Here is a 26,455-nt window from a genome sequence, read left to right as displayed (position 1 = left end):
CCGGCGTCCTCACCGGGGTTGTCACCGGAAGCGGGGACGGACCGAGTCGCGGACGACCAGGTGCGTGCCGAGGGTGACGTGCGGCGGGGTGCCGCCGCGTGCCTCGTGCTCCAGCGCGAGGCGCACGGCGGTGCGCCCCACCTCCTCGTGCGGCAGGTGCACGGTGGTCAGGCCGAGGTCGAGCGAGGGAGGCAGGTCGTCGAAGCCGACCATCGACACGTCGTCGGGCACCCGCAGCCCGTGCTCGGCCAGCGCCCTGTGGGCACCACCGGCGAGGAGGTCGTTGACGCAGAAGACGGCGGTGAAGTCCGGCGGGCCGGCGACCAGCCGCTCCTTCATCATCCGGTAGCCCTCGTGCCACTCCATCGTGCCCTCGACCTCCAGCGCCGGGTCGTGCGGCACCCGGTGCGCCTCCAGCGCCCGCCGATAGCCGGCCAGCCGCCCGTCGGCGGTGGTGTAGCCGGGGCGGCGGCCGACGAAGAGGATCCGCTCGTGCCCGGCGGAGAGCAGGTGGCTGGTGGCCGCGAAGGCGCCACCGGCGTTGTCGTACTCCACCACCACGGCGGGGACGTCCGGGCCGAGCGGCGGCCGGCCGCACAGCACCAGCCGGGAACCGATCGCGGCCAGGGCGTGCGCGTACTGGCTCATCCGCTCGCGGTACTTCTCGTCGGCCACCACGTTGCCGACCAGGATCACCGCCTCGGCATGCTGCTCCCGCATGAACTTCACCATCGCCAGCTCGCGCTCCGGGTCGCCGCCGGTGGTACCGATCAGGCAGAGCCGGCCCTCGGCGGCGGTCTGGGTCTCCACCCCCTGGGCGACGTGCGCGTAGTGCGGCGAGATCACCGAGTTGAGCACGATGGCGACGCTCTTGCTGGGCGTGCCGGCCAGGGCCCGGGCGTGCGCGTTGGCGACGTAGTCGAGTTCCTTGACCGCGCGCATCACCCGGGCCCGGGTGGCCGGCGCGGCCGGGTAGCTGCCGCTGAGGATCCGGGAGACGGTCGCGACCGAGACGCCGGCCCGGTCGGCGACCTCGCGGATCGTGGACCGCCGCCGACCACCCGCAGGTTCAGCCGTCCGCCGCGCCATCGTCCTCCATCCCGGGCAGGTGTTCCGGAAAACGGTTACAGAAACAGGTCGCCGTGTCAACCCGCGGGCCATCGCACGGGCGCGCCACCGCCGGCCGGGAAACGGGCGTATCCGGGTTCGGCGCCGAGGGTCACCTCGACCCGCTCGCCGTCCGGGAAGGTCGCCGCTACCCGGTCGCCGTCGACCAGCACGGTGACCGACTCGGCGACCGCGGCCGGGTCGACGCGGTCGCCGGTGAGGGCGACCAGGCAGACGTAGACCGCACTACCGCCGGGATGCTCCGGCGCGGTCAGGTACGGCGTGGCGGAGCAGACCCCGTACGCGTTCGCGTCCAGGGCGTGGGCCACGGCGGCGTCCCGCAGCCCGTACCGGGCGATCGCCACGCTGGCCAGTCCGTCCGGCCGCCGCACCGAGGCCCACCCGGGCCCGGTGTCGACGCTCGGCGGGCGGGCAGCGGCGAGTGCGTACCCGCCCTCGCGTACCCGACAGCCCGGTGGCGCGGTCACCCGGTGCACCCGCAGCTCCCACGGCCCGCGCACCACCGATGCCGTCTGCACCCGTACCGGGCCGCCCGGCAGCTCGTCGGAGTACGCCGAGGCGGCGAACCGGTCGTGTACGGCGATCGGCTCGATCCGGCGGCGGCGGGAGATCGTGCCGTCCGGCGCGAGTACGGCGAGGTGGCCGTCCACCGCCCGGGTCCGGGCCTCCTCGCCGGTCTCCGGGGCGGCGTGCGAGGCGTATCCGAACCGGGTGTAGTGCGGGTCCTCCAACCCGTCGGCGCCGAGGTGACGGGCCCGGTCGCTGCCGTGGTTGACCAGCCGCACGATCCCGTCGTGCCGGGTGGCGTGCAGCAGCCAGCCGGGTGCGGGCAGCGCGACGACCCGGTCGGCATCGTCGATCGGGGCGGCACTCTCCCGCTCCGTCCACACCGGATGGTCGGCGGGGAGCAGCAGGCCGAGGAACGCCTTGCTGGCCCAGTACGGCGACGCCGGCCCGGAGTAGGGCTGGGTGCAGGGCAGGAACCGCTGGTACCAGCCGAGGTCGAGCAGTCCCCGCTCGTCCGGCACGCCCCGCTCGTGGAAGTGCCGCAGCACCCCGCTGGCGATCCGGCGCGTCCGGCCCGGCGGCAGCGTGGTGGCGTCGGTCAGCTCGCCGAGCCAGAGCGGGGCGACGCTGGCGAACCGGTAGCACAGCGACCGACCCTGGTGCACCGGCGCGCCGTCCCGGCCGAACATGTGCTGGTACTGCCCCAGGAAGGCGCGCAGCCGCTCCCGGTACCGGTCGCCGCGTGCCCGGTCGCCGGACATCCGGGCCCAGAGCAGCGGGTAGAGGTGCATCGCCCAGCCCGCGTAGTAGTCGAAGCACTGCCCGGCGCCGTCGGTGTACCAGCCGTCCCCGACGTACCACTGCTCGATCCGGTCCAGCCCGGCGTCGATCTGGGCGGGATCGTGCGGCGCCCCGACGGTGGCCAGGAACTGCTGGACCACCACCGGGAAGAGCACCCAGTTGCTCTGCCACGTCCGCTTGCCGGCGACTCCGGCCAGCCAGTCCACCACCCGCTGTCGCACCGGCGGGTCGAGCCGGTCGAAGAGCCACGGCCGGGTCTCGTGCAGGGCGAGGGCGATCGAGGCCGCCTCCACGAGTTGCTGGGAACAGTCGGCCGGGGCCGGCCACGCGTACCGGTGTGCGGGGTCGGTGCCGTGGGCGAGGCCGTCCGCGTAGCGCTCGATCAGGGCCGCCGGCACGTCACCGCCGGCACCGGCTATCCGGAACGCGGCGAGCAGGAACGTCCGGGCGTACCCCTCCAGGCCGTCGCAGGAAAGGCCGGCGCTGCCCGGCCGCCCGGGCAGGCGCACCTGGGCGAAGCCCGGCACCGCGTAGGGCAGCACCGCGTCGAGCAGGCGGTCGGCGGCGGCCTCCCAGTGCGCCCGGGTCCACCCGGTGTACGGCGAGAGCCAACCATCGACGGCCGGAGGCTTAGTTAAAGCGTTTGTACCGATGCGGACGAGCATAGGTCACCGCCGTGATCACGATCAACTCCCTTGTACCAGCGCGACCAGCCGCGAGCCCCTCTCATTGACATCGATGCAACTCTCTGGTTACCTGCACGACATAGTAAGCGTTTCCACAGCGGCCCCGGCCGCGACCCGACGAAGTGGAGTGCGCTATGCCCCAACTGCCCAGACGCAGCCTGCTGATGGGCGTCGCGATGGCCGGCGTCGCGACCCAACTCCCCGGCCCCCGACCGGCCGCCGCCGCCCCACCCCGGGTCGCACCGGCCCGACCCGAAACGCCCCCCGCCGCCAACCCCGACGCCCGGGTGCCGCTGCGCTGGCTCGACGGCGACGCACCCCGCGCCCTGGTCGGCGCCACCTGGGGTGTGCCGTGGCCGCGCGGCGCCCTGCCCCGGGGCCAGGAACTCGCCCTGACCACCGCCGCCGGCACGCCCGTACCCGTGCAGTCCTGGCCGACCGGATTCTGGCCGGACGGCACGGTCAAGTGGACCGCCCACGCGATCGGCACCGGGGTACCACCCGCCGCCGACTACCTGCTCCGGCCCGGCCAGCCGGCCGCACCGGACGTCCCGTTGCGGGTCACCGAGACCGCCAGGGTGATCGAGGTGGACACCGGCGTCGTCCGCTGCCGGATCGCCCGGCGCGGTCGGGTGCTGGTGCCCTCGATCGTCCGCGGCGACCGCACCGTCGCGGCGAACGGCACCCTCGTCTGCCTGCGCCGGGACGCCACCGGCGAGGACGAGGCGGGCACCGTCCGGCAGCAGCGGTTCAGCGCCGAGATCCACGAGGTACGGGTCGAGCAGCGCGGCCCGGTGCGAGCGGTGGTCCGGGTCGACGGTCGGCACCGGGCCACTCGGGGTCGCCGGGAGTGGCTGCCGTTCACCATCCGGCTCTACCTCTACGCCGGCAGCGACGGCATCCGGATGGTGCACACCTTCGTCTTCGACGGCGACGAGCGCAGGGACTTCGTCAGCGGCCTCGGCGTCCGGTTCCAGGTACCGATGACCGACCAGCCGCACGACCGGCACGTGCGGTTCGCCGGGGACGGCGACGGGATCCTCGGCGAGGCCGTTCGCGGGATCACCGGCCTGCGCCGCGACCCGGGTGCGGCGGTCCGGCAGGCGCAGGTCGCCGGCGAGCGGACCCCCGACGTGGCCGGCTGGGACACCCGGGTGAGCGGCCGGCTGCACCTCGTGCCGGCCTGGGGCGACTACAGCCTGCGGCAGCTCTCCGACGGCTGCTTCGACATCCGCAAACGCACCCGGACCGGGCACGGCTGGGTGCAGGTCGACACCGGTCGGCGGGCCGGCGGCCTCGGCTATCTGGGTGGCGTCTCCGGCGGTCTCGCCTTCGGCATGAAGGACTTCTGGCAGCTGCACCCGACCCAGCTCGACGTCCGGGGCGCGGCCGGTGAGAGCGCCGAGGTCACCGTCTGGCTCTGGTCACCCGACGCCACCCCGATGGACCTGCGCTTCTACCACGACGGGATGGGCCAGGACAGCTATCCGGAGCAGCTGGAGGGGCTGGAGATCACGTACGAGGACTACGAGCCAGGCTTCGGCCGCCCGTACGGGATCGCGCGTACCACCGAGATGTACTTCTGGGCGCTCGGCGGCACGCCTTCCGCCGACCGGTTCGCCCAGCTCGCCGCGGCCGTCCGGACCCCGCCACTGATCGTCGCCCCGCCGGCCCAGCTGCACGCGGCCGGCGTCTTCGGCGACTGGAGTCCGGTCGACCGGAGCACCCCGGCACGGCGGGAGATCGAGGACCGGCTCGACTTCCTCGTCGACTTCCACCGCGATCAGGTCGAGCAGCGTTCCTGGTACGGATTCTGGAACTACGGCGACATCATGCACAGCTACGACCCGGACCGGCACGTCTGGCGGTACGACGTCGGCGGGTACGCCTGGGCCAACTCCGAACTCTCCCCCGACCTGTGGCTCTGGTACCAGTACCTGCGCTCGGGCCGGGCGGACGTGTTCCGGTTCGCCGAGGCGATGACCCGGCACACCGGCGAGGTCGACGTCTACCACCTCGGTAAATACCGCGACCTCGGCACCCGGCACGGGGTGCTGCACTGGGCCGACAGCGCCAAGCAGTTGCGGATCAGCAGTGCCGCGTACCGACGCTTCTACTACTTCCTCACCGCCGACGAGCGGGTCGGCGACCTGATGCGCGACCTCGTCGACGCCGACCGCACCTTCCTGGCCCTGGACCCGATCCGCAAGATCCGCACCGAGCCGTACGAGCCGGACCCGCACGCGCTGGGGATCGGGTTCGGCACCGACTGGAGCGGCCTCGCGGCGGCCTGGCTGACCGAGTGGGAGCGCGACGGCGACCCGGTCGCCCGGACCAAGCTGGTCAACAGCGCCCGCTCGATCGCCGCCCAACCGAACGGCTTCATCCAGGGCGACGGCCTCTACGACCTCGACACCGGGCTGTTCGCGATCGGCCCGCCGAAGGTGAGCGTGGGCTCGCTCGGCGCCGTCTTCGGCCTGGTCGAGATCTGCGCCGAACTCGTCGACCTGCTCGACCTGCCGGAGTTCACCGACGCCTGGTTGCAGTACTGCCGGCTCTACAACGGCACCGCCGCCGAGCAGATCGCCGAGACCGGGCAGTCGTTCGGCAGCCTCAACCTGCGCCAGGCGCACGCCCGACTCACCGCGTACGCCGCCGCCCGGACCGGCAACCCGGCGCTGGCCGCCCGCGCCTGGCAGGAGTTCCACACCGGCCACGCCGGCTATCCACGCAACCTCGACTGGCGTTCCGTCCGGGTCGAGGGTCCGGCCGTGCTGAAACCCGTCGACGAGGCGAGCTTCGTCTCCACGAACGCGAGTTCCCAGTACGGCCTGGCCGCGATCCAGTGCCTGGCGCTGGTCGGCGACCACCTACCCGCTCAGGAGGAGCGATGAGACCGAGGACGAAGTTCTGCGCAGTGCTGGCCGTGACGACCCTGCTGACCGGCGCCGGAGTGGTGGTCGCGCTGGGGGCGGCGGCCGCGCCGGTCCGGTCCGGGGCCGGGCCCGGCGTCACGGCGGGCGACCCGAGCCGGCTGCCGGCCGACCCCCGTCGGATGGAGAGCCTCGGTCGCGGGGTCGTCGCCGTGCGGTCGAGCGGCAGCCAGGTGCTGGTCAGCTGGCGGCTGCTCGGCCTCGACCCCGCCGGTATCGGCTTCAACGTCTACCGGGCCACCGGCGGCGGTGCGGCCGTGAAACTCAATCCGTCGCCGCTGACCGGCGGGACGAACTACACCGACGGCACCGCGAACCTGGGCCAGTCGAACACCTACCACGTACGCCCGGTGGTCAACGGTGCGGAACAGGCGCCGAGCCGTTCGTTCACGCTCTCCGCCAACCACGCCACCGAACCGGTGGTCCGGGTGCCGTTGCGCGCCGGTGGGGCGGTCAAGTTCGTCTGGGTCGGCGACCTCGACGGCGACGGCGAGTACGACTACGTGCTCGACCGGCAGACCTCCCCGCAGACCGTCGAGGCGTACCGCGGCAACGGCCAGTTCCTCTGGTCGGTCAACATGGGCCCGAACAGCACCAACCAGAACAACATCGAGGGCGGCTCGGCCACCATCGACGTCGGCCACAACGACGGCGTCACCGTCTACGACCTCGACAGCGACGGCCGCGCCGAGGTCGCCCTGCGGATCGCCAACGGCGTCCGGTTCGGCAACGGCACCACCTTCACCAACAGCGACAACAACCGGCAGTTCATCGCCATCCTCGACGGCCTGACCGGGGCGCCCCGGGCCACCGCACCGGTGCCGACCGACTACCTCGCCGACGGCCCCATGTACGCCCGCTTCGGCGTCGGTCACCTCGACGGGGTCAACCCGAGCCTGGTCGCCTTCATGAAAAACCGGATCGGCAGCGGCGACTTCAACCTGATGATGACCGCCTGGCGGTTCACCGGCCAGTCCCTCAGCCAGCAGTGGAAGTGGCTGCGCGGCAACCAGAACACCCCGGACGGGCACAACACCCGGATCATCGACGTCGACGGCGACGGCCGGGACGAGGTCGCCGAGATCGGGTTCGTACTCAACGGAAACGGCACCCTGAAGTACTCGCTGGGACCGCAGGGCGTCATCCACGGCGACCGCTTCCACATCGCCAAGATGGATCCCAACCGGCCGGGTCTACAGGGCTACGGCGTCCAGCAGGTCAACCCCAGCGGGCTGCGCCAGTACTACTACGACGCGGCCAACGGCTCCATCATCTGGCGGCACGTCGAGTCGGGTACCGCCGACGTGGGGCGCGGCATGGCCGGTGACATCGACCCGCGCTTCCCCGGCATGGAGGTCTGGTCCTTCTCCGGGCTCTACAACGCGCCCACCAACCGGCTCGCCGAGCCGAACACCTCGCTCCAGCCGTGGCCGCAGCTCGGGCTCTGGTGGGACGGCGACGTCACCATGGAGCTACTCAACGACGGCAAGATCGAGAAGTGGAACCCGAACAGCCCGACGGCGAGCGGCAGCGTGCCCCGGCTGGTCAGCACCTGGAACTACGGCGCGGTCAACGCGAGTCAGGGCGTCCAGCCGACCTTCGTCGGTGACATCCTCGGTGACTGGCGCGAGGAGGTCGTCTACACCAACGCCAGCTACAACGAGCTGATCATCTTCACCACCAACCAGCCGAGCGGCACCCGGCTGTACACGCTCGCGCACAACCCCGCCTATCGCAACGCGATGACGCTGAAGGGGTACATGCAGTCCCACCACGTCGACTACTTCCTCGGCGCCGGGATGAGCACCCCGCCCCGGCCGAACATCAGCTACGCCGCCCGGTAGCCGAGGGTCCGGCAGCAGGACGGTGGGTGGGGCGGGCCCCGGGTCGGCAGAGCGGCCCGGGACCGACCCCACTCCGGTATCGAGAACCGTCGAGGGCTTGACAGGCACCATGTGAGCGCTAACACTCAGCGCTAACAGCACGGTCCCCAGGTGCGAGCGGTGGGCGCCCGACCGCTGACGAACCTGTCCCGATGTGTGCACCGGCCACGGCGGCCGACCCGGATCGGAGTCTCGTGATGCGCATCCTTCCCGTCCTCACACTCTCCGCGGTGGCGGCCGGCCTCCTGGTCCTGGTTCCGGGGTCGCCCGCGCGGGCGGCGACGCTGCCCACCGGCGCGCGGTCGCTGGAGTCGGTCGGCCTGCCCGGACGGTACCTGCGACACCAGGACCACCTCGGGCGACTCGACGAGGTGACGAGCGGCAGCACCGCCCAGACCAGACTCGACGCCACCTTCACCGTGGTGAACGGGCTGGCGTCGCCACGGTGCTACTCGTTGCAGGCCGCGAACGGGCAGTTTCTGCGGCACCGGGACTGGCGCCTGCGGATCGACCCCAACACCGGCGACCCGACGTTCCGGGCCGACGCCACCTTCTGCCCGGTGGACGGCCCGGTCGCCGAGTCGGTCTCGCTCGCCTCGTACAACTACCCCGACCGGCGGATCCGGCACCGCGACTCCGCGCTCTGGCTCGACCCGTACCAGGACACCGCGACGTTCCGGGCGGAGAGTGCGTTCCGACTCACCGCACCGTGGGCGCCGAAGACCACCAGGGGGCCGGTCATCCCGGGCCTCTTCGCCGACCCGCACCTCACCACCTTCAACGGCCGCTACTACCTCTACCCGACGACCGACGGGTACGCCGGCTGGAGCGGCACCTACTACAAGGCGTTCTCCTCCACCGACCTGGTCAACTGGACCGACCACGGCGTGATCCTCGACCACGGGCCGGACGTGTCGTGGGCGGACGACTCCGCCTGGGCCCCGGCGGTCGCCGCCGGCAACGGCCGCTACTACCTCTACTTCAGCGGCGGCGCGGCCAGCGGCAACACCGCCAAGCAGCTCGGCGTCGCCGTCGCGGACACCCCGACCGGACCGTTCCGCGACGCGCTGGGGCATCCACTCGTGCGCGCCGGCCAGTTCCCCGGCGGTCAGGCGATCGACCCGATGGTCTTCACCGACGACGACGGAGTGTCCTATCTGTACTGGGGCCAGGGCGTGGCGAGGGTCGTCCGGCTCAACGCCGACATGGTCTCGTACGACCCGGCGCAGGTGCGCACCATCACCCCACCCGGCTACAACGAGGCGCCGTTCGTGTTCAAGCGGAACGGCACCTACTACCTGATGTGGTCCGAGAACGACACCCGCAGCGAGGACTACCGGGTCGCGTACGCCACCGGGACGTCACCGTTCGGGCCGTGGACCAACCGCCGGGTCGTACTCCAGAAGCGGCTCGACGCCGGCATCAGGGGCACCGGCCACCACTCGGTGGTACGGGCGCCCGGCACCGACACCTGGTACGTCGCCTATCACCGGTTCGCCGTGCCGGCCGGTAACGGCACCAACCGGGAAACCACCATCGACCGGATGGAGTTCAACGCCGACGGCACCATCCGGCCGATCGTCCCGACAGCCTAGGGTCACCGGAGGGAAGCTTCCATGTCGAGAACAGTCGTCCGGCTCAGCGCGGTACTCGGCGCCGCCTGCCTGCTCCTCACCTCGTGGTCGGCGGCGGTGCCGGGACAGGCGGCGGCGCTGGACCCGTTCACCGGCTACCTGATGGCGCACTTCATCGGCGAAGGGGCGGCCGGTCAACAGATCTCCGTCGCACACAGCAGGGACGGCCTGCACTGGACCGACCTCAACAACGGAGGTCCGGTCCTCCGCTCGACGGTCGGCACCCGTGGCGCCCGGGACCCGGCCCTGGTCCGCTCCCCCGCCGGAGACCGTTACTGGATGATCGCGACCGACCTCTGCATCGGCTGCGGACAGGACTGGGACGGCGCCGTCAACAACGGCAGCCGCAACCTGGTCGTCTGGGAGTCCACCGACCTGGTGAACTGGTCGGCGCCCTGGCTGCTCAACGTCGCCGGTGCGATCCCGGACGGACGCAACGCCTGGGCGCCGGAGGCGATCTGGAACCCCGCCACCGGCGACTACGTCCTCTACTGGGCGACGAACGCGACCCGCAACGGGGTGCTGAAACACCGCATCTACCAGGCCCGGACGACGAACTTCCGCAGCATCGGCACCCCACAGGTGTACATCGACCGGGCCGGCACGCAGGGCATCATCGACACCCAGATCGTCGAGGTTCCGGCCGGTGTCGGCGGCTACCGCTACGTGCGGGCCTCCGGCGACGGCCAGATTACCGTCGAGGGAAGCGACTCGGTCCTCGGCACCTGGACCACCCTCGGCAACCTGGCCGGGATCGGCCTTACCGGCTCGCAGGTCGAGGGGCCGATGTGGATGCGGTTCAACACCCGCACCGAGTGGGCGCTCTATCTCGACCAGTACTCCTCCGGACGCGGGTACCTGCCCGTGCTGACCGCCAACCCGTCGAACCCGGGCGGCTACCGGATCCCGGCGTCCGGCTCCTACGCCATGGGCGGCACCGTCAAACGGCACGGCTCGATCCTCAACCTGACCGCCGCCGAGGAGAGCCGGGTGCTCGCCCGCTGGGGCCACAGCACACCGGTCAACCGGATCCAGTCCTACAACCACCAGGACCGGTACGTGCGGCACGCCGACTTCGACGTACGCCTCGACGCCAACGTCAGCCCGGCGCAGGACGCCCAGTTCCGGCTGGTACCCGGGCTGGCCGGCGGCTCCGACACCAGGTCGTTCGAGTCGGTGAACTTCCCCGGCCACTACCTGCGGCACTACGACTTCGACTTCCGGCTGGAGGCCAGCGACGGCACCGCCACCTTCGCGGCCGACGCGACCTTCCAACCCGTCGCCGGGCTCGCCAACTCCGCCTGGACCTCGTACCGGTCCTACAACCACCCCGACCGCTACATCCGGCACAGCGGCTACCTGCTCCGGCTGGACCCGATCGGCGACGCACAGGGCCGAAGCGATGCCACCTTCCGGGCGACCAGCTAGCCGCCCGCCCGGCCCGGGGCCGGCGACGGCTGCACTCCGCCGGCCCGGCCCGCCGGTAAAAGCTCCGGTATAGCTCGAATATCGGACCTCACCGGAGGGTGTCGGTGGGCCGGCGCCGATCACGGCCGGCACCTCCGACACCCCGGTGAGGACGACGGCATGCTTCCCATCCCCGGTGCCGCCGGTCGGGCGCCGCTGGCGTCCCTGCTGAGCTACGTCCGCCCGCACGCCCGTGGACTGCTCGGCGGAGCGGCCCTGATGTTCCTCGGCGGACTGGCCAACCTCGCCCAGCCGATGGTGGTCAAGAGCCTGATCGACGCGCTGACCGGCGGCACCCCGTACCGCGAGCCGATGCTGCTGCTGGTGGCGCTGTTGCTGCTCAGCGTGGTCGTCGGGGTCTGGGGCATGTACCTCGTGGAGCTGACCGCCGAGAGCGTCGTGCTGACCGCGCGCCGCCGGCTCGTCGCCCGGCTGCTGCGCCTGCGCGTCGCGGTCGTGGACGGAGCCGAGCCCGGGGACCTGCTGTCCCGGGCGACCGGGGACACCACCCAACTGCGCGCGGCGGCCACCAGCAACGTCGTCGACCTGGTGGCCGGGGTACTCCAGATCGCGGGCGCGGTGGTGCTGATGGGCCGACTCGACGCGGTCCTGCTCGCGGTGGTACTGGTCGTCCTGCTGATGCTCGCCGCCGTGACCCTGGCGCTGGTGCCACGGATCCGCAGCGCCGGGGAAGAGGCGCAGGAGGCGGTCGGCGGGATGGGTGCGGTCCTCGAACGTACCCTGGGCGCCTTTCGGACCGTCAAGGCCAACGGCGCCGAGGAGCGGCAGGCCGCCGCCGTGCACGCCGCCGCCCGGCAGGCGTGGCGGCGGGGGCGGCAGGCGGCGCGCTGGGTCTCGCTGGCCGGCATCGCCACCGGCCTCGCCGTCCAGGTCGCCTTCATCGTGGTGCTGGGGGTGGGCGGGGCGCGGGTCGCCGCCGGTGGTCTCGCCGTCTCGTCCCTGGTGGCCTTCCTGCTGTACCTCTTCTACCTCGGCGGCCCGGTGACCCAGCTGGTCGGCGGCGTCACCGGGCTACAGGCGGGCCTGGCCGCCGTCCGGCGCATCGACGGGATCGCCGAACTCGCCGCCGAGGACCTGGACCGGCCCGCGCACGCCCCGGCGGCGGGCATCCCCGCGCCCGTGACGGTGGCGTTCCGGGACGTCTCGCTGCGGCACCGGCCCGGCGGCCCGGCGATCCTGGAACACGTCGAGCTGCGACTGCCGGCGACCGGGCTCACCGCCGTCGTGGGACCATCCGGAGCCGGCAAGACGACCCTGCTGGCGCTGATCGAACGCTTCTACGACCCCACCAGCGGGCAGGTCGAGATCGACGGCCGCGACGTCCGGGACTGGCCGCTGGCCGACCTGCGCGCCCGGATCGGCTACGTCGAGCAGGACGCCCCGGTCCTCTCCGGAACGCTGCGGGACAACGTGACGATGGGCTCGGCATCCGCACCGGAGCCGTGGCTGGTGGAGGTCCTCGAACAGACCCGCCTCGTCCCGCTGCTCCGGCGGCTCCCGGACGGCCTCGACACCGCGGTCGGCCACCACGGTACGACGCTCTCCGGCGGGGAACGGCAACGCATCGCCATCGCCCGTGCCCTGCTGCGCCGACCGGGGCTGCTGCTGCTCGACGAGCCGACCTCGCAGCTCGACGCCATGAACGAACGCGCGCTCGGCGAGATCGTCGCCGCCGTCGCCCGGACCACCACGGTGGTGATGGTGGCGCACCGGCTCTCCACGGTGACCCGGGCCGACCGCATCGTCGTGCTGGACGCGGGCCGGGTTCGTGCGGTCGGCACGCACGCCGACCTGCTGGACGGCTGCGAACTCTACCGAGGACTGGCCGCGACCCAGTTGCTGACCGGAGCCGCTGCGCAGGCGCCGAGGCCCGGTGCGCAGGCGCCGAGGCAAAGCGCCGATATCGCAACAATATAGATCGACCTCGGATAGTGCTTGCACCACGGGCTCAGGACGCCGGAGCCCGACCACACCGAGGAGGTACATCGATGGTGAAGAAGACCGCATACGAGCGGCCCACCCTGTCGAAGCAGGGCACGTTCGCCCGCAAGACGGCCGGCAGCCTGTTCACCAGCTGCCGGGAGTCGTTCGTCACCCAGAAGCCGCGTTCGGTCTGCAGCTGACGGCCCGGACCCACCGTACCGACGCAGAGGGGTAGTACCCATGGTGGCCGTTCCGGACCTGGCATCCGGGCTCTCGTGGTTCGTGGTCGTCCCGGACACCGACGCCGGTCGCGCGCTCGTCGAGCCGCTCCGGCACCGGGTCCCGGAGCTGCGGACCCTCACCCATGCCTCCGGGCGTCCATGGCTGCTCGGTCGGTGGACCGACGACGAGGTGGCGGTGGCCGAGTTCGGCGACCGCCGCCTCGTCGCGCTGGGCGAACACCGTCTCTCGGCCGGTGACCTCGAACGGCGTGCTGCGGGCACCCGCGACGCCGCGCAGATGTGTGCCGCCCTACAGGGCCTGCCCGGCAGCTTCCACACGCTCGCCACCACCCCGGCGGGGACGGCGGTGCAGGGCAGCCTGTCGGGATACCGCCGGGTCTACTTCGTCGCGGCGGGCGAGCGGAGCGCCGCCGGTGACCGGGCCGACGTACTGGCCGGGCTCACCGGTGCGCGGGTCGACGAGGAGGCACTCGCCCTGCGGATGCTCGCCCCGTACGCCCCCTGGCCGATCTTCTGGCAGCCGGTCTGGCGCGGCGTGCAGGCCGTACCCCCGGACCGGCGCCTGCTGCTGGACCGTGCCACGGCGCCGCGCACCGTGACCCGGTGGCGCGCTCCCGAACCCGTGCTCGACCTGGCCACCGCCGCCGACCGGCTGCGCCGGGCGCTCGCCGACGCCGTGGCCGTGCGCACGGGCGGCCACGAGGTGATCGCCAGCGACCTGAGCGGGATGGATTCGACGTCGCTCTGCGCACTGGCCGCCCGGGGCGGCAGCCGGGTGGTCGGGCTGACCTGCGTGAGCCCGGACCCGCTCGACGACGACCTGCCGTGGGCCCGCCGGGCCGCCGCCGAACTCGGCTCGGTGACCCACGAGGTGGTGGCGGGCGAGGCGAACCCCCTGCCGTACGAGGGGATCCTCCGGGCGGAGGACCGCTTCGACGAGCCGACCGCCGCCGTGCTGTACCGGGCGAGCTTCCTCGCCGTGTCCCGCCGGGCTCTGGCGCACGGTGCTCGTGCCCGCCTCACCGGGTTCGGTGGTGACGAACTGCTCAGCGCCGACCCGGTGCTGCAACTGACCCTGCTGAGGACGCATCCCTGGCAGGCTCTTCGTCAACTGCGGCTGCTGGGCGCGGCCTACCGGTGGCGACGCCGGGACACGCTGCGGGCGGTCCTGGACAGACGCCCGTACGGCCGCTGGATGGCGTCGCTCGGCAGGGACCTCGACGCTGCCCAGGTCAGCCGTCCCCGTCCACTCCTCGACTGGGGCGCACCGGTCGCGACCGCGCCGTGGCTCACCCCGGAGGCTCGGGCGGCCCTGGGCGAGGCACTGCGCGAGCGGGCGGCCGAGGCGGCGCCGCTCGCCGACGACCGGGGGCTGCACGGCCGGCTCACCGGGGTGTACGCGGGTGCGGCGAACGCCCGGCACCTCGCCCAGTCGACCCGGCGGGTCGGGGTGAGGGCGGCCCTGCCGTACCTCGACGACCAGGTCGTCGAGGCGTGCCTGGCGGTACACCCCGCGCACGTCACCGCACCCCGGGACTACAAGCCGCTGATCCGCGCCGCCATGCAGGGGGTACTGCCACCGGCGCTGCTCGCCCGGGACACCAAGGCCGACACCTCGATCGCGGCTGCCCGGGGCGCCGACCGGCACCGCGACGACCTGCTCGCACTCGCCGACGATTCGCGGCTGGCCGGGCACGGCCTCGTGGACGCCGCCGCGCTGCGCGCCGCCGTACGCAGCCCGGACGACCGCACCTGGTACGACCTCGACCAGACCCTGGCCTGCGAGACCTGGCTGCGCACCGTGGAAGCCGTACCCGTACCCGCACCCGCTATCCGATGAGGGAAAGACCATGACCTGGAAGCTGCGCGACCGGGTGTCCTGGACACCGACCGAGTACGGCGGCGTGCTCCTCGACGCCACATCCGGCCAGTACTGGACGCTCAACCCGAGCGCGGCGGCGGTGCTCGCCTCGCTGCTGGCCGACGGGGATCCCGGACACGCGGCGGCCCGACTCACCGAGCAGTTCGACGGCGACCCCACGGTGATGGCCGCGGACGTGTCCGGGCTGATCGCCGACCTGGAGGCGGCCGGACTGGTGGTCGCGCGGTGACCTCGGAACAGGTTCTCCGGCACGACCCCGGGCGCCTCGGTGTGCGGCGGCGGCTCGTGGTGCGCGCGGTCGTCGCCGTGGCCAGGCTGCTGGCCGTGCAGAGGCCCGACCGCATCCGTCGGGTACTGCACCGGCTGAGTCGTGGCGCGCGTCCGGCGAGCCGTGCGGAGGCGGCCGCCGCACGCCGGGACACCGTCATGACCAGTGCCTTCTGTAGTGGTCCACTGGGATGCCTGCCGCGTTCGATCGCCACGGTGCTGCTCTGTCGGCTCACCGGCAGCTGGCCGGTGTGGCACGCGGGCGTACGCCGCTATCCGCCGTTCGGGGCGCATGCCTGGGTCTCGGTGGACGGCGTCGCGGTGGACGAGCCGTACCCGGAGGACTTCCACATCCCCCTGCTGACCGTCGCCGCCGACGAGCGCGTCGTCGAGGAGCGCGTCGTCGAGGGTCTACGGGAGTTCGGATGAGCGGGGTGCTCCCGTACCTCTCCCTGGTCTGCCGTGGCACCGTCGTCGTGGTCTTCGCGTTCGCCGCGCTCGGCAAGCTCCGCAGCCGGGCCGCGTACGCCCGGTTCCGCCGTTCCGCCCGGCTCTTGACGGGCCTGCCGGAGGAGCCGGCCTCGGCGCTCGCGCGGCTCGTCGTCGCCGGTGAGGTGACCGCGGCGCTGACCGCCGCCGCCGGCCCGCTCTCGTCGGTCGGGCTCGGCCTGGCCGGCGTACTGCTCTGCGGCTTCACCTGGGCGCTGGCCCGGTCCCCGAGGTCCGGGCAGGCCCTGGAGTGCGAGTGCTTCGGCTCGTCGGTCTCGGCCACCCGCCGCACCGCCCTCGCCCGCAACCTCCTGCTGCTGGGCGTGGTCTCCGGCGGCCTGCTGAGCACCCGGATCGCCGCCGGAGCGGTGTCGATGCGTTGGGACGCCACGCTGATGTGCCTGGTCGGCGCCGTGGCACTGGCCGCCGTCATCACCCGGCTGCACGAGATCACCTCCCTCTTCACCGCTCGTCTGTGAGGCCGCGCCATGTCCGTGCTCGTCGCCGTCGTCGTGCTCAGCAGCGCCGTGTGCGCGTTCAACACCGCCCTGCTGGTCGCGGTGGTGCGACGCCTGCGCTACCAGTCCGAACTGCTCTCCGAGGTGGAGCGGCAGGGGGTTCCGGCGCGGGCGCTGTCGCGCGGTGACGCCGTGCGGGATTTCCTCGTCCACGACACCCAGGGCCGTCCGGTCACCCCGGACGTACCGGCGGCCACCCTGGTCGGGTTCTTCAGTCCGACCTGTGCGTCCTGCCGTCGTGAACGCGCACGGTTCCGGGCAGTGGCGGCGGGCTGGCCGGGTGGTCCGGCACGGGTGCTCGCCGTGGTGACCGGGCCGGACGCGTCGGCCCGGTTCCTCGCCCGGCTGGAGCCGGTGGCCCGGATCGTCGTCGACGCGGACGGCACGATGCGGCGGGCGTTCGGCATCGAGGGCTTCCCGGCGATCTTCGTACTGGCGGAGTCCGGGTGCCTGAGCTGGACCGGCATCCACGCCGATTCGGTGCCGGGGCTGAGCGCGGAACCGGTCGCCCCGCAGGCGCGGTGACCGCCAGCAGGGGCGCGGCGGGGGCAGGACTCGATCGCGATGACCTGTTGTCATGTGATTGACACTTGCGCCAATAGGTTTGCAATGGAAACCTATTGGCATGACCACTGATTCGGTTCCCGCCGCCGGCGATCCCCGTCGGCTGCTGGCTGACGCGCGCGACCTCGCGCGCCGAGTTCGTCTCGCCCAGCGGGTGACCTGGTTGCCGCTGCTGGTGCTGGCCCTGGTCACCTTCGGGGCGATCCTGGTGTACCGGTTCGGCGACCCGGTCCTCAGCGACTGCCAGCCGGTGGACCGCGGCCAGGTCTGCAAGGTCTGGTACCGGAGCGCCCAGCTCTACTGGTGGACGGCGCTGGTGCTGGCGTACGTGGTGATCGCCGGTGGATACCTGCGGGTCGCCCGGGCCCGGGGACTCGGCACCCGGGTACGGCCGTACGTGCTCACCGGCGTCGCGCTCGTCGTGCTCTCCGCAGCCGTCACGGTGGCGTGGCGACTCCTCGACAACCCGTACTTTCCCGACACCCCGCCCGCCCTCGTCCAGTTCCTCTTCCGGCTCTTCGACCCGACCGGAGCGATCGGGTTGGCCCTGCTGGTGCTGGCCTGGCTGGAACGGCGCGTCGCGCTGCTGCTCTTCGCCCTCGGATACCTGACGGTGGTGCTGGTACCGATCAACTTCGGCTGGGGAGTCGGCTGGGGTGACCGGTGGGGAATGGCCCCGCAGCTGGTCATCAACGGCGGCCTGCTGTTGCTGGGCAGCGCCGGTTTCGCGCTGGCGCAACGGCTGCGGCGACCCCGGTGACCGGCCCCGTCGACACCCCGGCACCGGACGAGACCGAATCCCCACACCCGGTCACCGGACTGGACGACGTGGTGCACCAGCGGGTCCGGCTCGGCATCCTCACCATCGCGCACGAGGCCCGCCGGGTCGAGTTCGGCTACCTGCGTACCCAGTTGGAGCTGACCGCCGGCAACCTCTCCAAGCACCTCGGCGTGCTGGAGGCGGCCGGCCTGGTCGAGGTCGAGAAGGGCTACGCCGGCCGGCGCGGCCGTACCTGGATCACCCTCACCGCCGCCGGCAGCACCGCGCTCGCCGAGGAGATCGCTCGGCTGAAGCTGCTCATCACCCGGATCGAGACCACCGACACCACGGAGGACCGATGACCAACGCACTGACCCGCCGACGTCTGCTCACCGCCGCGCTCGCCACCGGAGTCGCCGTGCCGCTCGGTGCCGCCGGCCACCGGTCGGCGACCCCGGCGCAGGCCGCGCCCGGCCCGGCCCGGCTCATGCTGCCGCGACCCACCGGGCCGCACCGGATCGGCACCGTGTCGCTGCACCTCGTCGACAGGTCCCGCCCGGATCCGGTCGCCGGCCCGGGACACCACCGCGAGCTGATGGCCGGCGTCTGGTATCCCGCCGCCCGGGACGCCCGGCGGCATCCGGTGGCGCCGTGGATGACCGCCGCGCCAATGCGCGACCTGCTGGCGTCCGCCGGGTTCGACGCCGATGTCGCGGCGCCGCGCACGGCCGGCCAACTGGGAGCGCCGGTGCTGCGCACACCCGGACGGCTGCCCGTGATCGTCTTCTCGCACGGCAACGACGGTCACCGTGCCGAGACCACCGTCGTGGTCCAGGAACTCGCCAGCCACGGCTACGTGGTGGTCACGGTGGATCACACGTACGACGGTTTCAGCGAGTTTCCCGACGGCCGGCTCACCGTCCCGCTCGACCTGTCGTTCACACCGTGGGACTCCACCCGCGATCTCCGGTTCGTACTGGATCGCATCGAGGACCTCGCCGCCGGCCGTAACCCCGACGCCGGGCACCGTCGGCTGCCGGCCGGCCTGGGCGCCGCGCTCGACCCGCGTCGCATCGGCATGTTCGGCTGGTCGAAGGGCGCGACCGCGACCGCGCTCGTCATGAACACCGACCGGCGCGTCCGGGCCGGGCTCAGCTTCGACGGCCCGATGCAGTCGAACCCACCGATCACCGAGATCGACCGGCCGTTCATGCTGATGACCGCCGAGTTCAGCCGGGCCGCCGAACCGAGCGTCGAGGACATCTGGGCGTACTACCTGCGCGGGTGGCGGCTCAACGTGCACGCCGAAGGCGCGGCCCACGGGTCGTACTGCGACCACCAGTGGCTGATCCCGCAACTGGCCAGGCTCATCGGGATGAGCGACGAGGAACTCGCGAGCTGGGTCGGCACCCTCGACCCGGCCCGGGCGGTACGGATCCAGCAGGCGTACCCGCTCGCCTTCTTCGACCTGCACCTGCGCCACCGCCGGCAGCGCCTGCTCGAAGGCCCGAGTGCGGCCTTCCCGGAGGTGCGGTTCATCCCCTGACCGCCGCAGCCGGAAGGATCCAGATTCGTGCCCGGGTCCTCCTACGCTTCCTCGGCACCCATTCCTCGGCCGAGTACCGCCACAGCAGGATGGTGAGCCCGGGCGCCTCCGCTAACCGAACCGGTCGGCGAGCTTCGTCAGCTTGCTGACGTACGCCGGCCAGTCGTAGTCGTCGGGGAGGTTGCTGCTCTCCCGCCGCAAGCCGATCGCCATGTCGTGCTGCTCGCGCATGATGTCCGCGTGACCGGCGTGCCGGGCGAGGTCGCAGATCACGTGGACGATGATCCTCTGCAACGTCACGACATCCTGCCCCGGCCGCCACCACGGCACCCGCCCAGGCGCGTCGAGCGGTAGCTGTTCGATCGTCTGATCCGCGAACTCCCCGACCCGGCGGTACAGGTCGATCAGCCCGTCCTTCGTCTCGTCCTCCCGGGCGTACCAGTCCGCCTGCGGGTCCTCCTCGAACGCCTGCAACGGGACCAGTTCCTCAGGCGTCGGGAACTCCCGTCCGAAGGTGGACCCGAAGTAGCCGGCCTCGACATTGAGGCAGTGCTTCAGAACTCCCAGCAGGTTGTTGCCGGTCGCGGTGCGGGGCAGTCTGGCCTCGCGTTCGCTCAACCCGTCGAGCTTCCAGATCAGGTTCTCGCGAATCGCCCGGAGGTAGTGGTGCAGCGCAGCCTTCGGATCGCTCAGATCAGCCATGGCTGCCAGTCTTCCCTATCAGCCCGAGCCACCGTACGAGGAGTCGCTCGCAGGATCAGGGGTCCGCCGGAGGAGCCGGCATCTGTCGAGAGAGCATCTGCCATCCGCGTTCCTGCCAGGGCTCGTCCCGCCGCCGGAGTGCCCCGGACGGATACCGGAGGGACGCCGCTGTCGTGCGGGGCACCCCAGGGTGCACCGGCCGCGCCCCGCAGCCAGGTCCCGTCGCCGTCTCGACGGATCTGCTGAAGCTCGAACCAGAAGACGCTCCCAGGGCGCTTGATCGGGTGCTGTCACCCGCCGACGCGTCGTATCTTGACCGGGATGACGACCTGGATCACGCGCTTCGGGTCACCGGCCGACTCGGACGGGCGTCTCCGGGTCGCCGTCAAGGACGCGATCGACATCGCCGGTGTGGTCACGACGGCCGGGTGCGCGGCGGTGCGTGCCCGGGCGAGCCCTGCCCGGACGGACGCGGGGTGCCTGGCCGGTGTGCGGGCGGCGGGCGCACTCATCGTCGGGAAGACCACGCTGACCGAACTCTGCGTCAGCCCGGTCGGCGACAACGCGGTGTTCGGTACTCCGGTCAATCCGCTGGCGCCCGATCGCATCCCCGGCGGCTCGTCCAGTGGCAGCGCGGTAGCGGTCGCCAGCGGCGAGGCGGATGTCGGGCTGGGCACCGACACGGGTGGGTCGGTGCGGATCCCGGCCGCGTGTTGCGGGATCGTGGGACTGAAGACGACCTGGGGCCGAGTGTCGACCGCAGGAGTCTGGCCGCTGTCGCCCAGTCTGGACACTGTCGGCCCGCTGGCCCGTGACGTCGCCGGCGTCGTCACCGGAATGCGCCTGCTGGAACCGGGCTTCACGGTCGCTCCGCGCCCGGCCCGCCTCGTCGGTCGACTGCGGATGGATGGCGTCGACCCCGCGGTCGAAGACGCCGTCGACGCCGCACTGGGCGCGGCCGGGATCGCCGTCCGCGAGGTGCGACTGCCCGGATGGCAGGCGACCTACGGCGCCTTCGGCACGATCATCCTGGCTGAACTGTGGCGGGCACACCGTACGCTGCTGGACGCCGAGGGCGTCGGTACCTTCGTCAACGACGGCCTGCACGCGGGCCGCGCCGTCGGTGCGGACCGGTTACGCCGGGCGATGTCTGCCCGCGCGAGGTGGCGGTCGGAGGTCGCGGCCGCGCTCGACGAGGTAGGCGTGCTGGCGTTGCCGACCCTGGTCGCTCCGCCGCCGTTGCTATCGGATTTCGCGGGCTTCCCACTCACGCAGCTGACCGCGCCGCTCAATCTGGCCGCCGTTCCCGCGCTTGCGATGCCGGTACCGTCACCCGGCCTTCCCGTGCCCGTCAGCATGCAACTTGTCGGCCCCGTGGGCGGCGAGAATCTACTCTGCGCCACCGGGCTGGCGATCGAACGCGCACTTCAGCCGGCCCGGTAGGACGGAGCTCGACGAGCAGTGCCGGCTCGGATCATCCGACCGGCGCGGCCGGGTCGGGTCATCGACCGGCTGTCGACGCGCCCGAGCGCAGGGCCCGCGAGCGGCCGTACGCGGCAAGGGCATGGAAGGCGGCCTTCGGCGTCCACGAGCCGTCCGGCAGTACCCGCACGATCCCGCGCGCGGCCAGGTCGAAGTCGCGCTCCGGGTCGCCGGTGGTCGGCAGGTGCCGGTTCGCGAAGGTGTACACGAAGGCTGCCTCGACTCCGCCCGCCTCGTAGTCGCGCAGCAGGTCCACGACGTAGCGGGCCTGCCCCTCCTCGTCGCGCTCCAGCTCCGCGGTGAGGCTCGCGGCGCGGCCGTGCTCGTCGTACGTCACCGGTTCGGTCCGGCCCGCGACGTCGGCCGCGCCGCGGAACGTGCAGCAGCCGAACTCCGTCACGGCGTAGGGCTTGCCCTGTCCCACCGCGGCCGACAGGGTTTGCGGGAACGCCGCGGCGTTGGTCGCGTCACGGTACCCGGCGTCGCTGACGATGATGTCGAACGGTGACCAGTCCACGGCCTCCATCGGAATCGAGGCGTAGCCGACGGGCCCGCCGAAGCGCTTCCGCACCGCGGGCACCGCCTCGGCGAGGAAGTCGTGCACGGCGGCGCGGGCGGCCGGGACCGCCTCCCGCAGCCGCATCGGGTCGGTGAAGAGCGCCATGCGCTCGGCCAGGTCACGGCCGGGCAGGAAGCCGTCGGTGAACATGGCGATCTCCGAGCCGGTGAGGTAGACGACCGACGCCCCGCTCTGCCGCAGCCGTTCGGCCCGCTCCGCGCCGTCGAGGACGAACGCCATCAGCGCGTCGCGGTCGAGGCCGTTGGTGAACGGGCAGTACCAGACTTCGAGCCCGGCCTCGGCGGCGAGTCGCGCGGTCAGTTCGAGCCGGTCCTGCACCCCGCCGGTGACGCGGACCGCGTCGCAGTGCAACTCGTCGCGGATGACGCGCAGGTCGCGCCGCACGGTCTCGGGGTCGAACGGCTCGTGCGTCGTGGAGCCGGCGCTCACGAAACCGGTGTCGTAGTTCATGCCGAAGACGCGCATCGGACGACTCTCCTCACTCGTAAGGTACGCCGCGTACCCTATAGGGTACGTGCAGTACCCTGCAAGCCATGGGCACGAGGCGCCGGGGCGAGGAGTTGGAGCGGGCGATTCTGCACGCGGCCGCGGAGGAGCTGCGCGAGTCGGGCTACGCCGGGATGACCATGGACCGGGTCGCCGCCCGAGCGGGGACCAACAAGAACGCCATCTACCGCCGGTGGCCGCACCGGGCGGCGCTGGGCATCGCGGCGTACCGCCACCTCTCCGACGCCGTGATGCCGAACCCCGACACGGGCACCCTGCGGGGCGACGCGCTGGAGATGCTGCAGCGGGCGAACGAGACGTGGTCGTCGCCGCACGGGGCGATCCTGCGCGGACTGCTCGCCGCCGCGGCCGACGACCCCGAACTGCTGACCCTCATGCGGCAGCGGTCCGGCGCGGACACCATGGACCGGGCCTGGCTGGCGATGCTGGAGCGCGCCGTAGCCCGGGGCGAGGCACCCGCTGCCGCCGCACGCCACCGGGTGGCGACGACACCGATGATGCTGCTGCGCGCCGAGTACGCGACGCGCGGCGTCCCCTCCGTGCCCGACGAGGTACTCGTCGAGATCGTGGACGAGGTCTTCCTGCCACTCGTGCGCGGCCACGCCTGAACACGGCGGGCGTTGCCCTGGGCTCTACGGCGTAGCGATGCTCGGTCCGACGGCCTGCTCGATCTCCTCGACAAGCCGGTCGGCGGGGCGTACCCCGAGAAGCACGCGCTGCATGACGCCCTGGTCGAAGAGCACCGAGGTCGGGGTCTGGGTCACGCCCCAGGCCCGGGTGGTGACCGGGTTGGTGGCCACGTCGACCGTGGCGACCAGCAGCCCGTCACCCAGACGCTGCGCGACCTCGGCGAGCACCGGGGCGAACGCCCGCCGAACCTCGCCGCCGGAGGGCAGGAACACCAGCAGGACCGGTGTCGGGCTCTCCACGACCCGGGCCCGGTAGGTCGCGTCGGTGACCGGAACGACGTAGCTCATAGGTCCTCTTCCGGCTGACGCTTCCATTCGAAGGCGGTCCGCCATCGGTTGTCGTCGTAGAGGTAACTGAGGAATGCGTCGGTGACCGCGTCCTTGGTCTGCGGAAACGGCGCGGCGTAGGCCCGGTCGGGGCCACCCTCGCGGTAGTCCACGTCCAGCCGGCCGTCGTCCAGCGCGTAGGTCTGGATGTAGTAGTGCGGCCGGATCCGGAGGACGGCGAACCGCGGGCCACGACTGTCCAGGCGGTCGATCCCGGCCCGGATGTCGGCCTCCGTCGCGTCGTCGATCGGATCCCGGTCCTCGATGTCAAGATTCATCGTCGACGCCCTCGGTGAGGAACCTGTGCGCGTACAGCAGCAGGTCGGTCAGCTCGATCTCCCGACCCTCGCCGCCCTCGGAGGCCAGCCGTAGGCCGTCCTCCCAGTACGCCCGGCGCAGCTTGTTCTGGAAGTTCTGGAAGTCGATCCACGCGCCCTCGGCCTGATCGAGCTTGCGCAACTCGCTGTACAGCAGGTCGGTCCTGGCGAGGCCGAGTTCGCTGCCGATGCTGCCGCCGCCGGTCTTCGGGTTGTCGAAACGCATCTTGAGGAATGGTTTCGGCAGGCGGTGGATGTCGGCGGATTCCAGGAACTTGTTGAACCGGTCGGCCGCCTCGATGTGCGACTCTCGACCGGAGAACTCGCAGCGCCATGCCGGAAACACCTGATAGGTGACCTCGGCGAGTTCGGGAATCTTTTTGTGCAGCCGATAGACGGCGGGGATCACAGCGCCGACCGTGTCGAACTCGTAATTGGAGCCCTCCGGTGGCGTGTAACCCTCGAGAACCGCGAACGGCACGGCGGCCAGCACCTCGGTGCTGCGCTCCCGGGCGAAGGACAGGACGCTGGCCATGAGTTCCTCGTCCCCCTCGCCGCGCACGTTCATCTGCACCGCGTGCGCGCCGTCGGGGGTGAGGGCCAGTCCGTAGGTGAACATGGTGCCCAGCGACCAGGTCCACGCGTCCTGCACCCCCGGCAGGGGGCGCACGCCGCTGAAGCCCTGGACGATGTTGGCGATATCGGTCACGACACTCCAGTTCGGTTACCGGCAGCTACGCGTCCTCGGGGGTCGGACATCAGGAGGCAGTATATCCGTCGCCCGTTTCCTGCTCGTATCTCAACCCCAATGTCGCGCCGCCTCTGGAATTCTCCGACCGCAGCATGGGCTGGAGATTATCGACGTTATTGTACCAGTCATTTCGATACTGCCTGGTATTGAACCGGCCATTCTCATTCCAGTCCTGCACCACTGGTTTGTTGTGTTCGTAGGTGATCGCGTCGCCCTCTGGAACGTCGATAACCTCACCGTTGTCGTCGAGCCAGGTCAGGTCTTCCTTGGGCACCCGCTGACCGCCGGGCGAGCGCGGCCACTCTCCGGCGACCGCACCCTCCACCGTGTATCTGCGGGCCATCTCGTCGTGCGTGGACTCGCGGTAGCCGCCGGGGTACTCGGTGTCGCGGTTGTGCGCGCCAGGCGGGGCGGTCGGGTCCTTGGCGTACCCGCCGTCCGGCCCGTGCAGCCGCCCGTTGTCGTCGTACTTGTAGCCCTCCGGTAGCGGCTCGCCGGTGATGGTGCTGTTCACCGGCGCCCGGGTGGTGGAACCGGCCGCGCTCGCGTTGCCCACCCGACCGGCCTCGAACGCCGCCTGTACGGCCGTGTGGCCCCCGTCGACACTGCTGGCGTTCCCGCCGGAACTCCTCCTCGGCGACGGCGCGACGTCACCGTCGTCGCCGGTACGGGTCGTAGAAGGAGTGTCGGTGCCGGTATGGGATCCCCCGCTGCCTCTGGCCATCGGCGCCCTACCAACCCTCGGCCGCGAGGCGAATGGCCGGCTCGGTCATGACGACGCCCCCAGTCGTACGGAAACTCCGGTCACGCTCATGCTCAGCTGCCCATCAGCGTCTTCAGGTTGGTGAGGCTGGTGATCAGCGCGCTGGTGTAGCTGGCGATCCGGCCGGCCCACTTCAACACCGCCGACACGATCTGCGCGGCGACCACCGGAATCGTGACGATCAGCAACGCCTCCGCCGCCCAGACGATCACCCGGGCGACCAGATCGCAGATCAGATCCCGGACGATGTCCCGGGTGAACTGCACCAGGTTGCCCGCCGCCTGGGTCGCCGAGGCCATCGTCGCCGCCAGCACGGAGAGACCGCCGATTCCGTCGACGTTGTTGGCCATCTTGCTCTGGTACGCCTCGGCCGCGCTGCCGCCCCAGTCAGGCAGATCCGACGCGAGGCTGGAATAGAGGTCCTCGGCCATGGTCTGCAGCGCACCGGCCATGTTCTTCCACGTCTCGGCGTGCGCGACGACCAGATCCGGGATACCGGTCAGCTTGTCGAGCACCTCACGCAGCGGCTCGAAATGCTCCATCGCCCAGCCGAGCCCGTTGGCCAGCAGGGCGCTGAACGGATCGATCACCGTGGCCGCGGCCTCCATCGCGAATGCCCCGCCGGCCAGCAGCCCGTCGACCCAGGAGCCGCTGTTCACCGACTGGTGGAGGCCCTGGAACCCCTCGGCCAGCGACGACCCCGTCCACGCCGTACGCGACGAGGTCGGTGTGGCTACCAACGCGTTGTCGGCGACCATGACGGCGACCTCACCCCATTCCGCCGGACCGGCGCACCCGGTCCGAGGACGAACGGTCAGCGGACTCGTACGCCCGGGCGGCGGTGGTCAACGCCTCCGACGCCAGCGACAGGTTCTCCTCCACGTACGCGTAGAGCGCGTCCTGCCGTTGGTGCCGGGCCTCGAGAATCCCGGCGATCCACCCGCACAACAACCCGTAGGCCTCGTCGTTCTGCGAGATCGCGCGGCTGGCGCCCTTGATCGCTTGCAGCTGGTCCCGCACCGCCAGCACCTTGGCCGCATGCCGGTGCAACTGCGCGGGGTCGACGTTGAACGCGTCAGCCATCGC

Annotated in this window: 26 protein-coding genes; 16 read left to right on the top strand and 10 right to left on the bottom strand. The window is 71.8% G+C overall.

Annotated elements, in window-relative coordinates:
- Positions 1 to 21: 21 nt before the first annotated feature.
- Both C6W10_RS16375 and C6W10_RS16370 read right to left on the bottom strand, forming a co-directional pair.
- Positions 22 to 1,089 carry a LacI family DNA-binding transcriptional regulator gene (locus C6W10_RS16375; protein ID WP_107258825.1) on the bottom strand — a complete coding sequence of 356 codons (1,068 nt, stop codon included), beginning with the start codon at positions 1,087 to 1,089 and terminating at the stop codon, positions 22 to 24.
- Positions 1,090 to 1,145: 56 nt separating this feature from the next.
- The gene (locus C6W10_RS16370) at positions 1,146 to 3,101 is read right to left on the bottom strand and encodes a DUF2264 domain-containing protein (protein ID WP_107258824.1); all 1,956 of its coding nucleotides are present in this window, start codon (positions 3,099 to 3,101) and stop codon (positions 1,146 to 1,148) included.
- Positions 3,102 to 3,256: 155 nt separating this feature from the next.
- On the opposite strand from C6W10_RS16370, the gene C6W10_RS16365 reads away from it, so the two are divergent.
- From C6W10_RS16365 to C6W10_RS16300, 14 genes are all read left to right on the top strand, one after another.
- Complete coding sequence (locus tag C6W10_RS16365; RefSeq protein ID WP_107258823.1) at positions 3,257 to 6,016, top strand: Tat pathway signal sequence domain protein; 2,760 nt, start codon at positions 3,257 to 3,259, stop codon at positions 6,014 to 6,016.
- Entirely contained in the window at positions 6,013 to 7,899 is a 1,887-nt protein-coding gene (locus C6W10_RS16360; protein WP_199853949.1) for a hypothetical protein, read from the top strand. The genes C6W10_RS16365 and C6W10_RS16360 overlap by 4 nt, the downstream gene beginning before the upstream one ends.
- A 236-nt stretch (positions 7,900 to 8,135) precedes the next feature.
- A complete protein-coding gene (locus C6W10_RS16355) occupies positions 8,136 to 9,533 on the top strand; it encodes a family 43 glycosylhydrolase (protein ID WP_199853948.1) in 1,398 nt (465 codons plus the stop codon).
- A 21-nt stretch (positions 9,534 to 9,554) separates the two neighbouring features.
- Complete coding sequence (locus C6W10_RS16350) at positions 9,555 to 11,000, top strand: glycoside hydrolase family 43 protein (protein ID WP_107258821.1); 1,446 nt, start codon at positions 9,555 to 9,557, stop codon at positions 10,998 to 11,000.
- A gap of 159 nt (positions 11,001 to 11,159) precedes the next feature.
- Positions 11,160 to 12,977: an ABC transporter ATP-binding protein gene (locus C6W10_RS16345; RefSeq protein ID WP_107258820.1), complete on the top strand. Its 1,818-nt coding sequence runs from the start codon at positions 11,160 to 11,162 to the stop codon at positions 12,975 to 12,977.
- Between the two features lie 71 nt (positions 12,978 to 13,048).
- Complete coding sequence (locus C6W10_RS16340; protein WP_159079647.1) at positions 13,049 to 13,183, top strand: keywimysin-related RiPP; 135 nt, start codon at positions 13,049 to 13,051, stop codon at positions 13,181 to 13,183.
- Positions 13,184 to 13,223: 40 nt separating this feature from the next.
- Positions 13,224 to 15,065 (top strand): asparagine synthase-related protein, encoded by a 1,842-nt coding sequence (locus C6W10_RS16335; RefSeq protein ID WP_107258818.1) that lies wholly within the window; start codon positions 13,224 to 13,226, stop codon positions 15,063 to 15,065.
- A 10-nt stretch (positions 15,066 to 15,075) separates the two neighbouring features.
- Positions 15,076 to 15,336: a lasso peptide biosynthesis PqqD family chaperone gene (locus C6W10_RS16330; RefSeq protein WP_107258817.1), complete on the top strand. Its 261-nt coding sequence runs from the start codon at positions 15,076 to 15,078 to the stop codon at positions 15,334 to 15,336.
- Positions 15,333 to 15,803, top strand: a complete 471-nt coding sequence (locus tag C6W10_RS16325; protein ID WP_107258816.1) for a lasso peptide biosynthesis B2 protein — start codon at positions 15,333 to 15,335, stop codon at positions 15,801 to 15,803. Before C6W10_RS16330 ends, C6W10_RS16325 begins: the two co-directional genes overlap by 4 nt.
- Positions 15,800 to 16,342 (top strand): MauE/DoxX family redox-associated membrane protein, encoded by a 543-nt coding sequence (locus tag C6W10_RS16320; protein WP_107258815.1) that lies wholly within the window; start codon positions 15,800 to 15,802, stop codon positions 16,340 to 16,342. The genes C6W10_RS16325 and C6W10_RS16320 overlap by 4 nt, the downstream gene beginning before the upstream one ends.
- A 9-nt stretch (positions 16,343 to 16,351) precedes the next feature.
- A complete protein-coding gene (locus C6W10_RS16315) occupies positions 16,352 to 16,906 on the top strand; it encodes a TlpA disulfide reductase family protein (RefSeq protein WP_107258814.1) in 555 nt (184 codons plus the stop codon).
- Between the two features lie 100 nt (positions 16,907 to 17,006).
- The gene (locus C6W10_RS16310) at positions 17,007 to 17,705 is read left to right on the top strand and encodes a hypothetical protein (RefSeq protein WP_107258813.1); all 699 of its coding nucleotides are present in this window, start codon (positions 17,007 to 17,009) and stop codon (positions 17,703 to 17,705) included.
- Positions 17,702 to 18,067, top strand: coding sequence for a transcriptional regulator (locus C6W10_RS16305; RefSeq protein WP_107258812.1), 366 nt, complete (start codon positions 17,702 to 17,704; stop codon positions 18,065 to 18,067). The genes C6W10_RS16310 and C6W10_RS16305 overlap by 4 nt, the downstream gene beginning before the upstream one ends.
- Positions 18,064 to 19,251, top strand: coding sequence for an acetylhydrolase (locus tag C6W10_RS16300; RefSeq protein ID WP_107258811.1), 1,188 nt, complete (start codon positions 18,064 to 18,066; stop codon positions 19,249 to 19,251). The genes C6W10_RS16305 and C6W10_RS16300 overlap by 4 nt, the downstream gene beginning before the upstream one ends.
- A gap of 111 nt (positions 19,252 to 19,362) precedes the next feature.
- On the opposite strand, the gene C6W10_RS16295 is transcribed toward C6W10_RS16300, so the two are convergent.
- Positions 19,363 to 19,953, bottom strand: coding sequence for a DinB family protein (locus C6W10_RS16295; RefSeq protein ID WP_107258810.1), 591 nt, complete (start codon positions 19,951 to 19,953; stop codon positions 19,363 to 19,365).
- Between the two features lie 321 nt (positions 19,954 to 20,274).
- Between C6W10_RS16295 and C6W10_RS16290 the strand changes: the two genes are divergently transcribed.
- The gene (locus C6W10_RS16290) at positions 20,275 to 21,396 is read left to right on the top strand and encodes an amidase (protein WP_107258809.1); all 1,122 of its coding nucleotides are present in this window, start codon (positions 20,275 to 20,277) and stop codon (positions 21,394 to 21,396) included.
- A 58-nt stretch (positions 21,397 to 21,454) separates the two neighbouring features.
- Here the strand turns inward: C6W10_RS16290 and C6W10_RS16285 are convergent, their stop codons facing one another.
- The gene (locus C6W10_RS16285; RefSeq protein ID WP_107258808.1) at positions 21,455 to 22,480 is read right to left on the bottom strand and encodes a hypothetical protein; all 1,026 of its coding nucleotides are present in this window, start codon (positions 22,478 to 22,480) and stop codon (positions 21,455 to 21,457) included.
- Between the two features lie 68 nt (positions 22,481 to 22,548).
- Here C6W10_RS16285 and C6W10_RS16280 point away from each other — a divergent pair, with 68 nt between their 5' ends.
- On the top strand, positions 22,549 to 23,130 hold the full coding sequence (locus C6W10_RS16280) for a TetR/AcrR family transcriptional regulator (protein WP_107258807.1): 582 nt from the start codon (positions 22,549 to 22,551) through the stop codon (positions 23,128 to 23,130).
- Positions 23,131 to 23,154: 24 nt separating this feature from the next.
- Here the strand turns inward: C6W10_RS16280 and C6W10_RS16275 are convergent, their stop codons facing one another.
- From C6W10_RS16275 to C6W10_RS16250, 6 genes are all read right to left on the bottom strand, one after another.
- The gene (locus tag C6W10_RS16275; RefSeq protein ID WP_159079537.1) at positions 23,155 to 23,499 is read right to left on the bottom strand and encodes a co-chaperone YbbN; all 345 of its coding nucleotides are present in this window, start codon (positions 23,497 to 23,499) and stop codon (positions 23,155 to 23,157) included.
- Positions 23,496 to 23,816: a hypothetical protein gene (locus C6W10_RS16270; protein WP_107258805.1), complete on the bottom strand. Its 321-nt coding sequence runs from the start codon at positions 23,814 to 23,816 to the stop codon at positions 23,496 to 23,498. Before C6W10_RS16270 ends, C6W10_RS16275 begins: the two co-directional genes overlap by 4 nt.
- Positions 23,806 to 24,564 (bottom strand): hypothetical protein, encoded by a 759-nt coding sequence (locus tag C6W10_RS16265; RefSeq protein ID WP_107258804.1) that lies wholly within the window; start codon positions 24,562 to 24,564, stop codon positions 23,806 to 23,808. The genes C6W10_RS16270 and C6W10_RS16265 overlap by 11 nt, the downstream gene beginning before the upstream one ends.
- 49 nt (positions 24,565 to 24,613) lie before the next feature.
- Positions 24,614 to 25,120 (bottom strand): hypothetical protein, encoded by a 507-nt coding sequence (locus C6W10_RS16260; protein WP_159079539.1) that lies wholly within the window; start codon positions 25,118 to 25,120, stop codon positions 24,614 to 24,616.
- A gap of 302 nt (positions 25,121 to 25,422) precedes the next feature.
- The gene (locus C6W10_RS16255; RefSeq protein WP_107258802.1) at positions 25,423 to 26,127 is read right to left on the bottom strand and encodes a WXG100 family type VII secretion target; all 705 of its coding nucleotides are present in this window, start codon (positions 26,125 to 26,127) and stop codon (positions 25,423 to 25,425) included.
- Between the two features lie 10 nt (positions 26,128 to 26,137).
- Entirely contained in the window at positions 26,138 to 26,452 is a 315-nt protein-coding gene (locus C6W10_RS16250; RefSeq protein WP_107258801.1) for a type VII secretion target, read from the bottom strand.
- Positions 26,453 to 26,455: the final 3 nt, after the last annotated feature.

This window comes from Plantactinospora sp. BB1 (assembly GCF_003030385.1).
Lineage (GTDB): Bacteria > Actinomycetota > Actinomycetes > Mycobacteriales > Micromonosporaceae > Plantactinospora.
The sequence above is the reverse complement of the archived record's forward strand: the minus strand, read 5'-3'. Positions and strand labels throughout refer to the sequence as shown.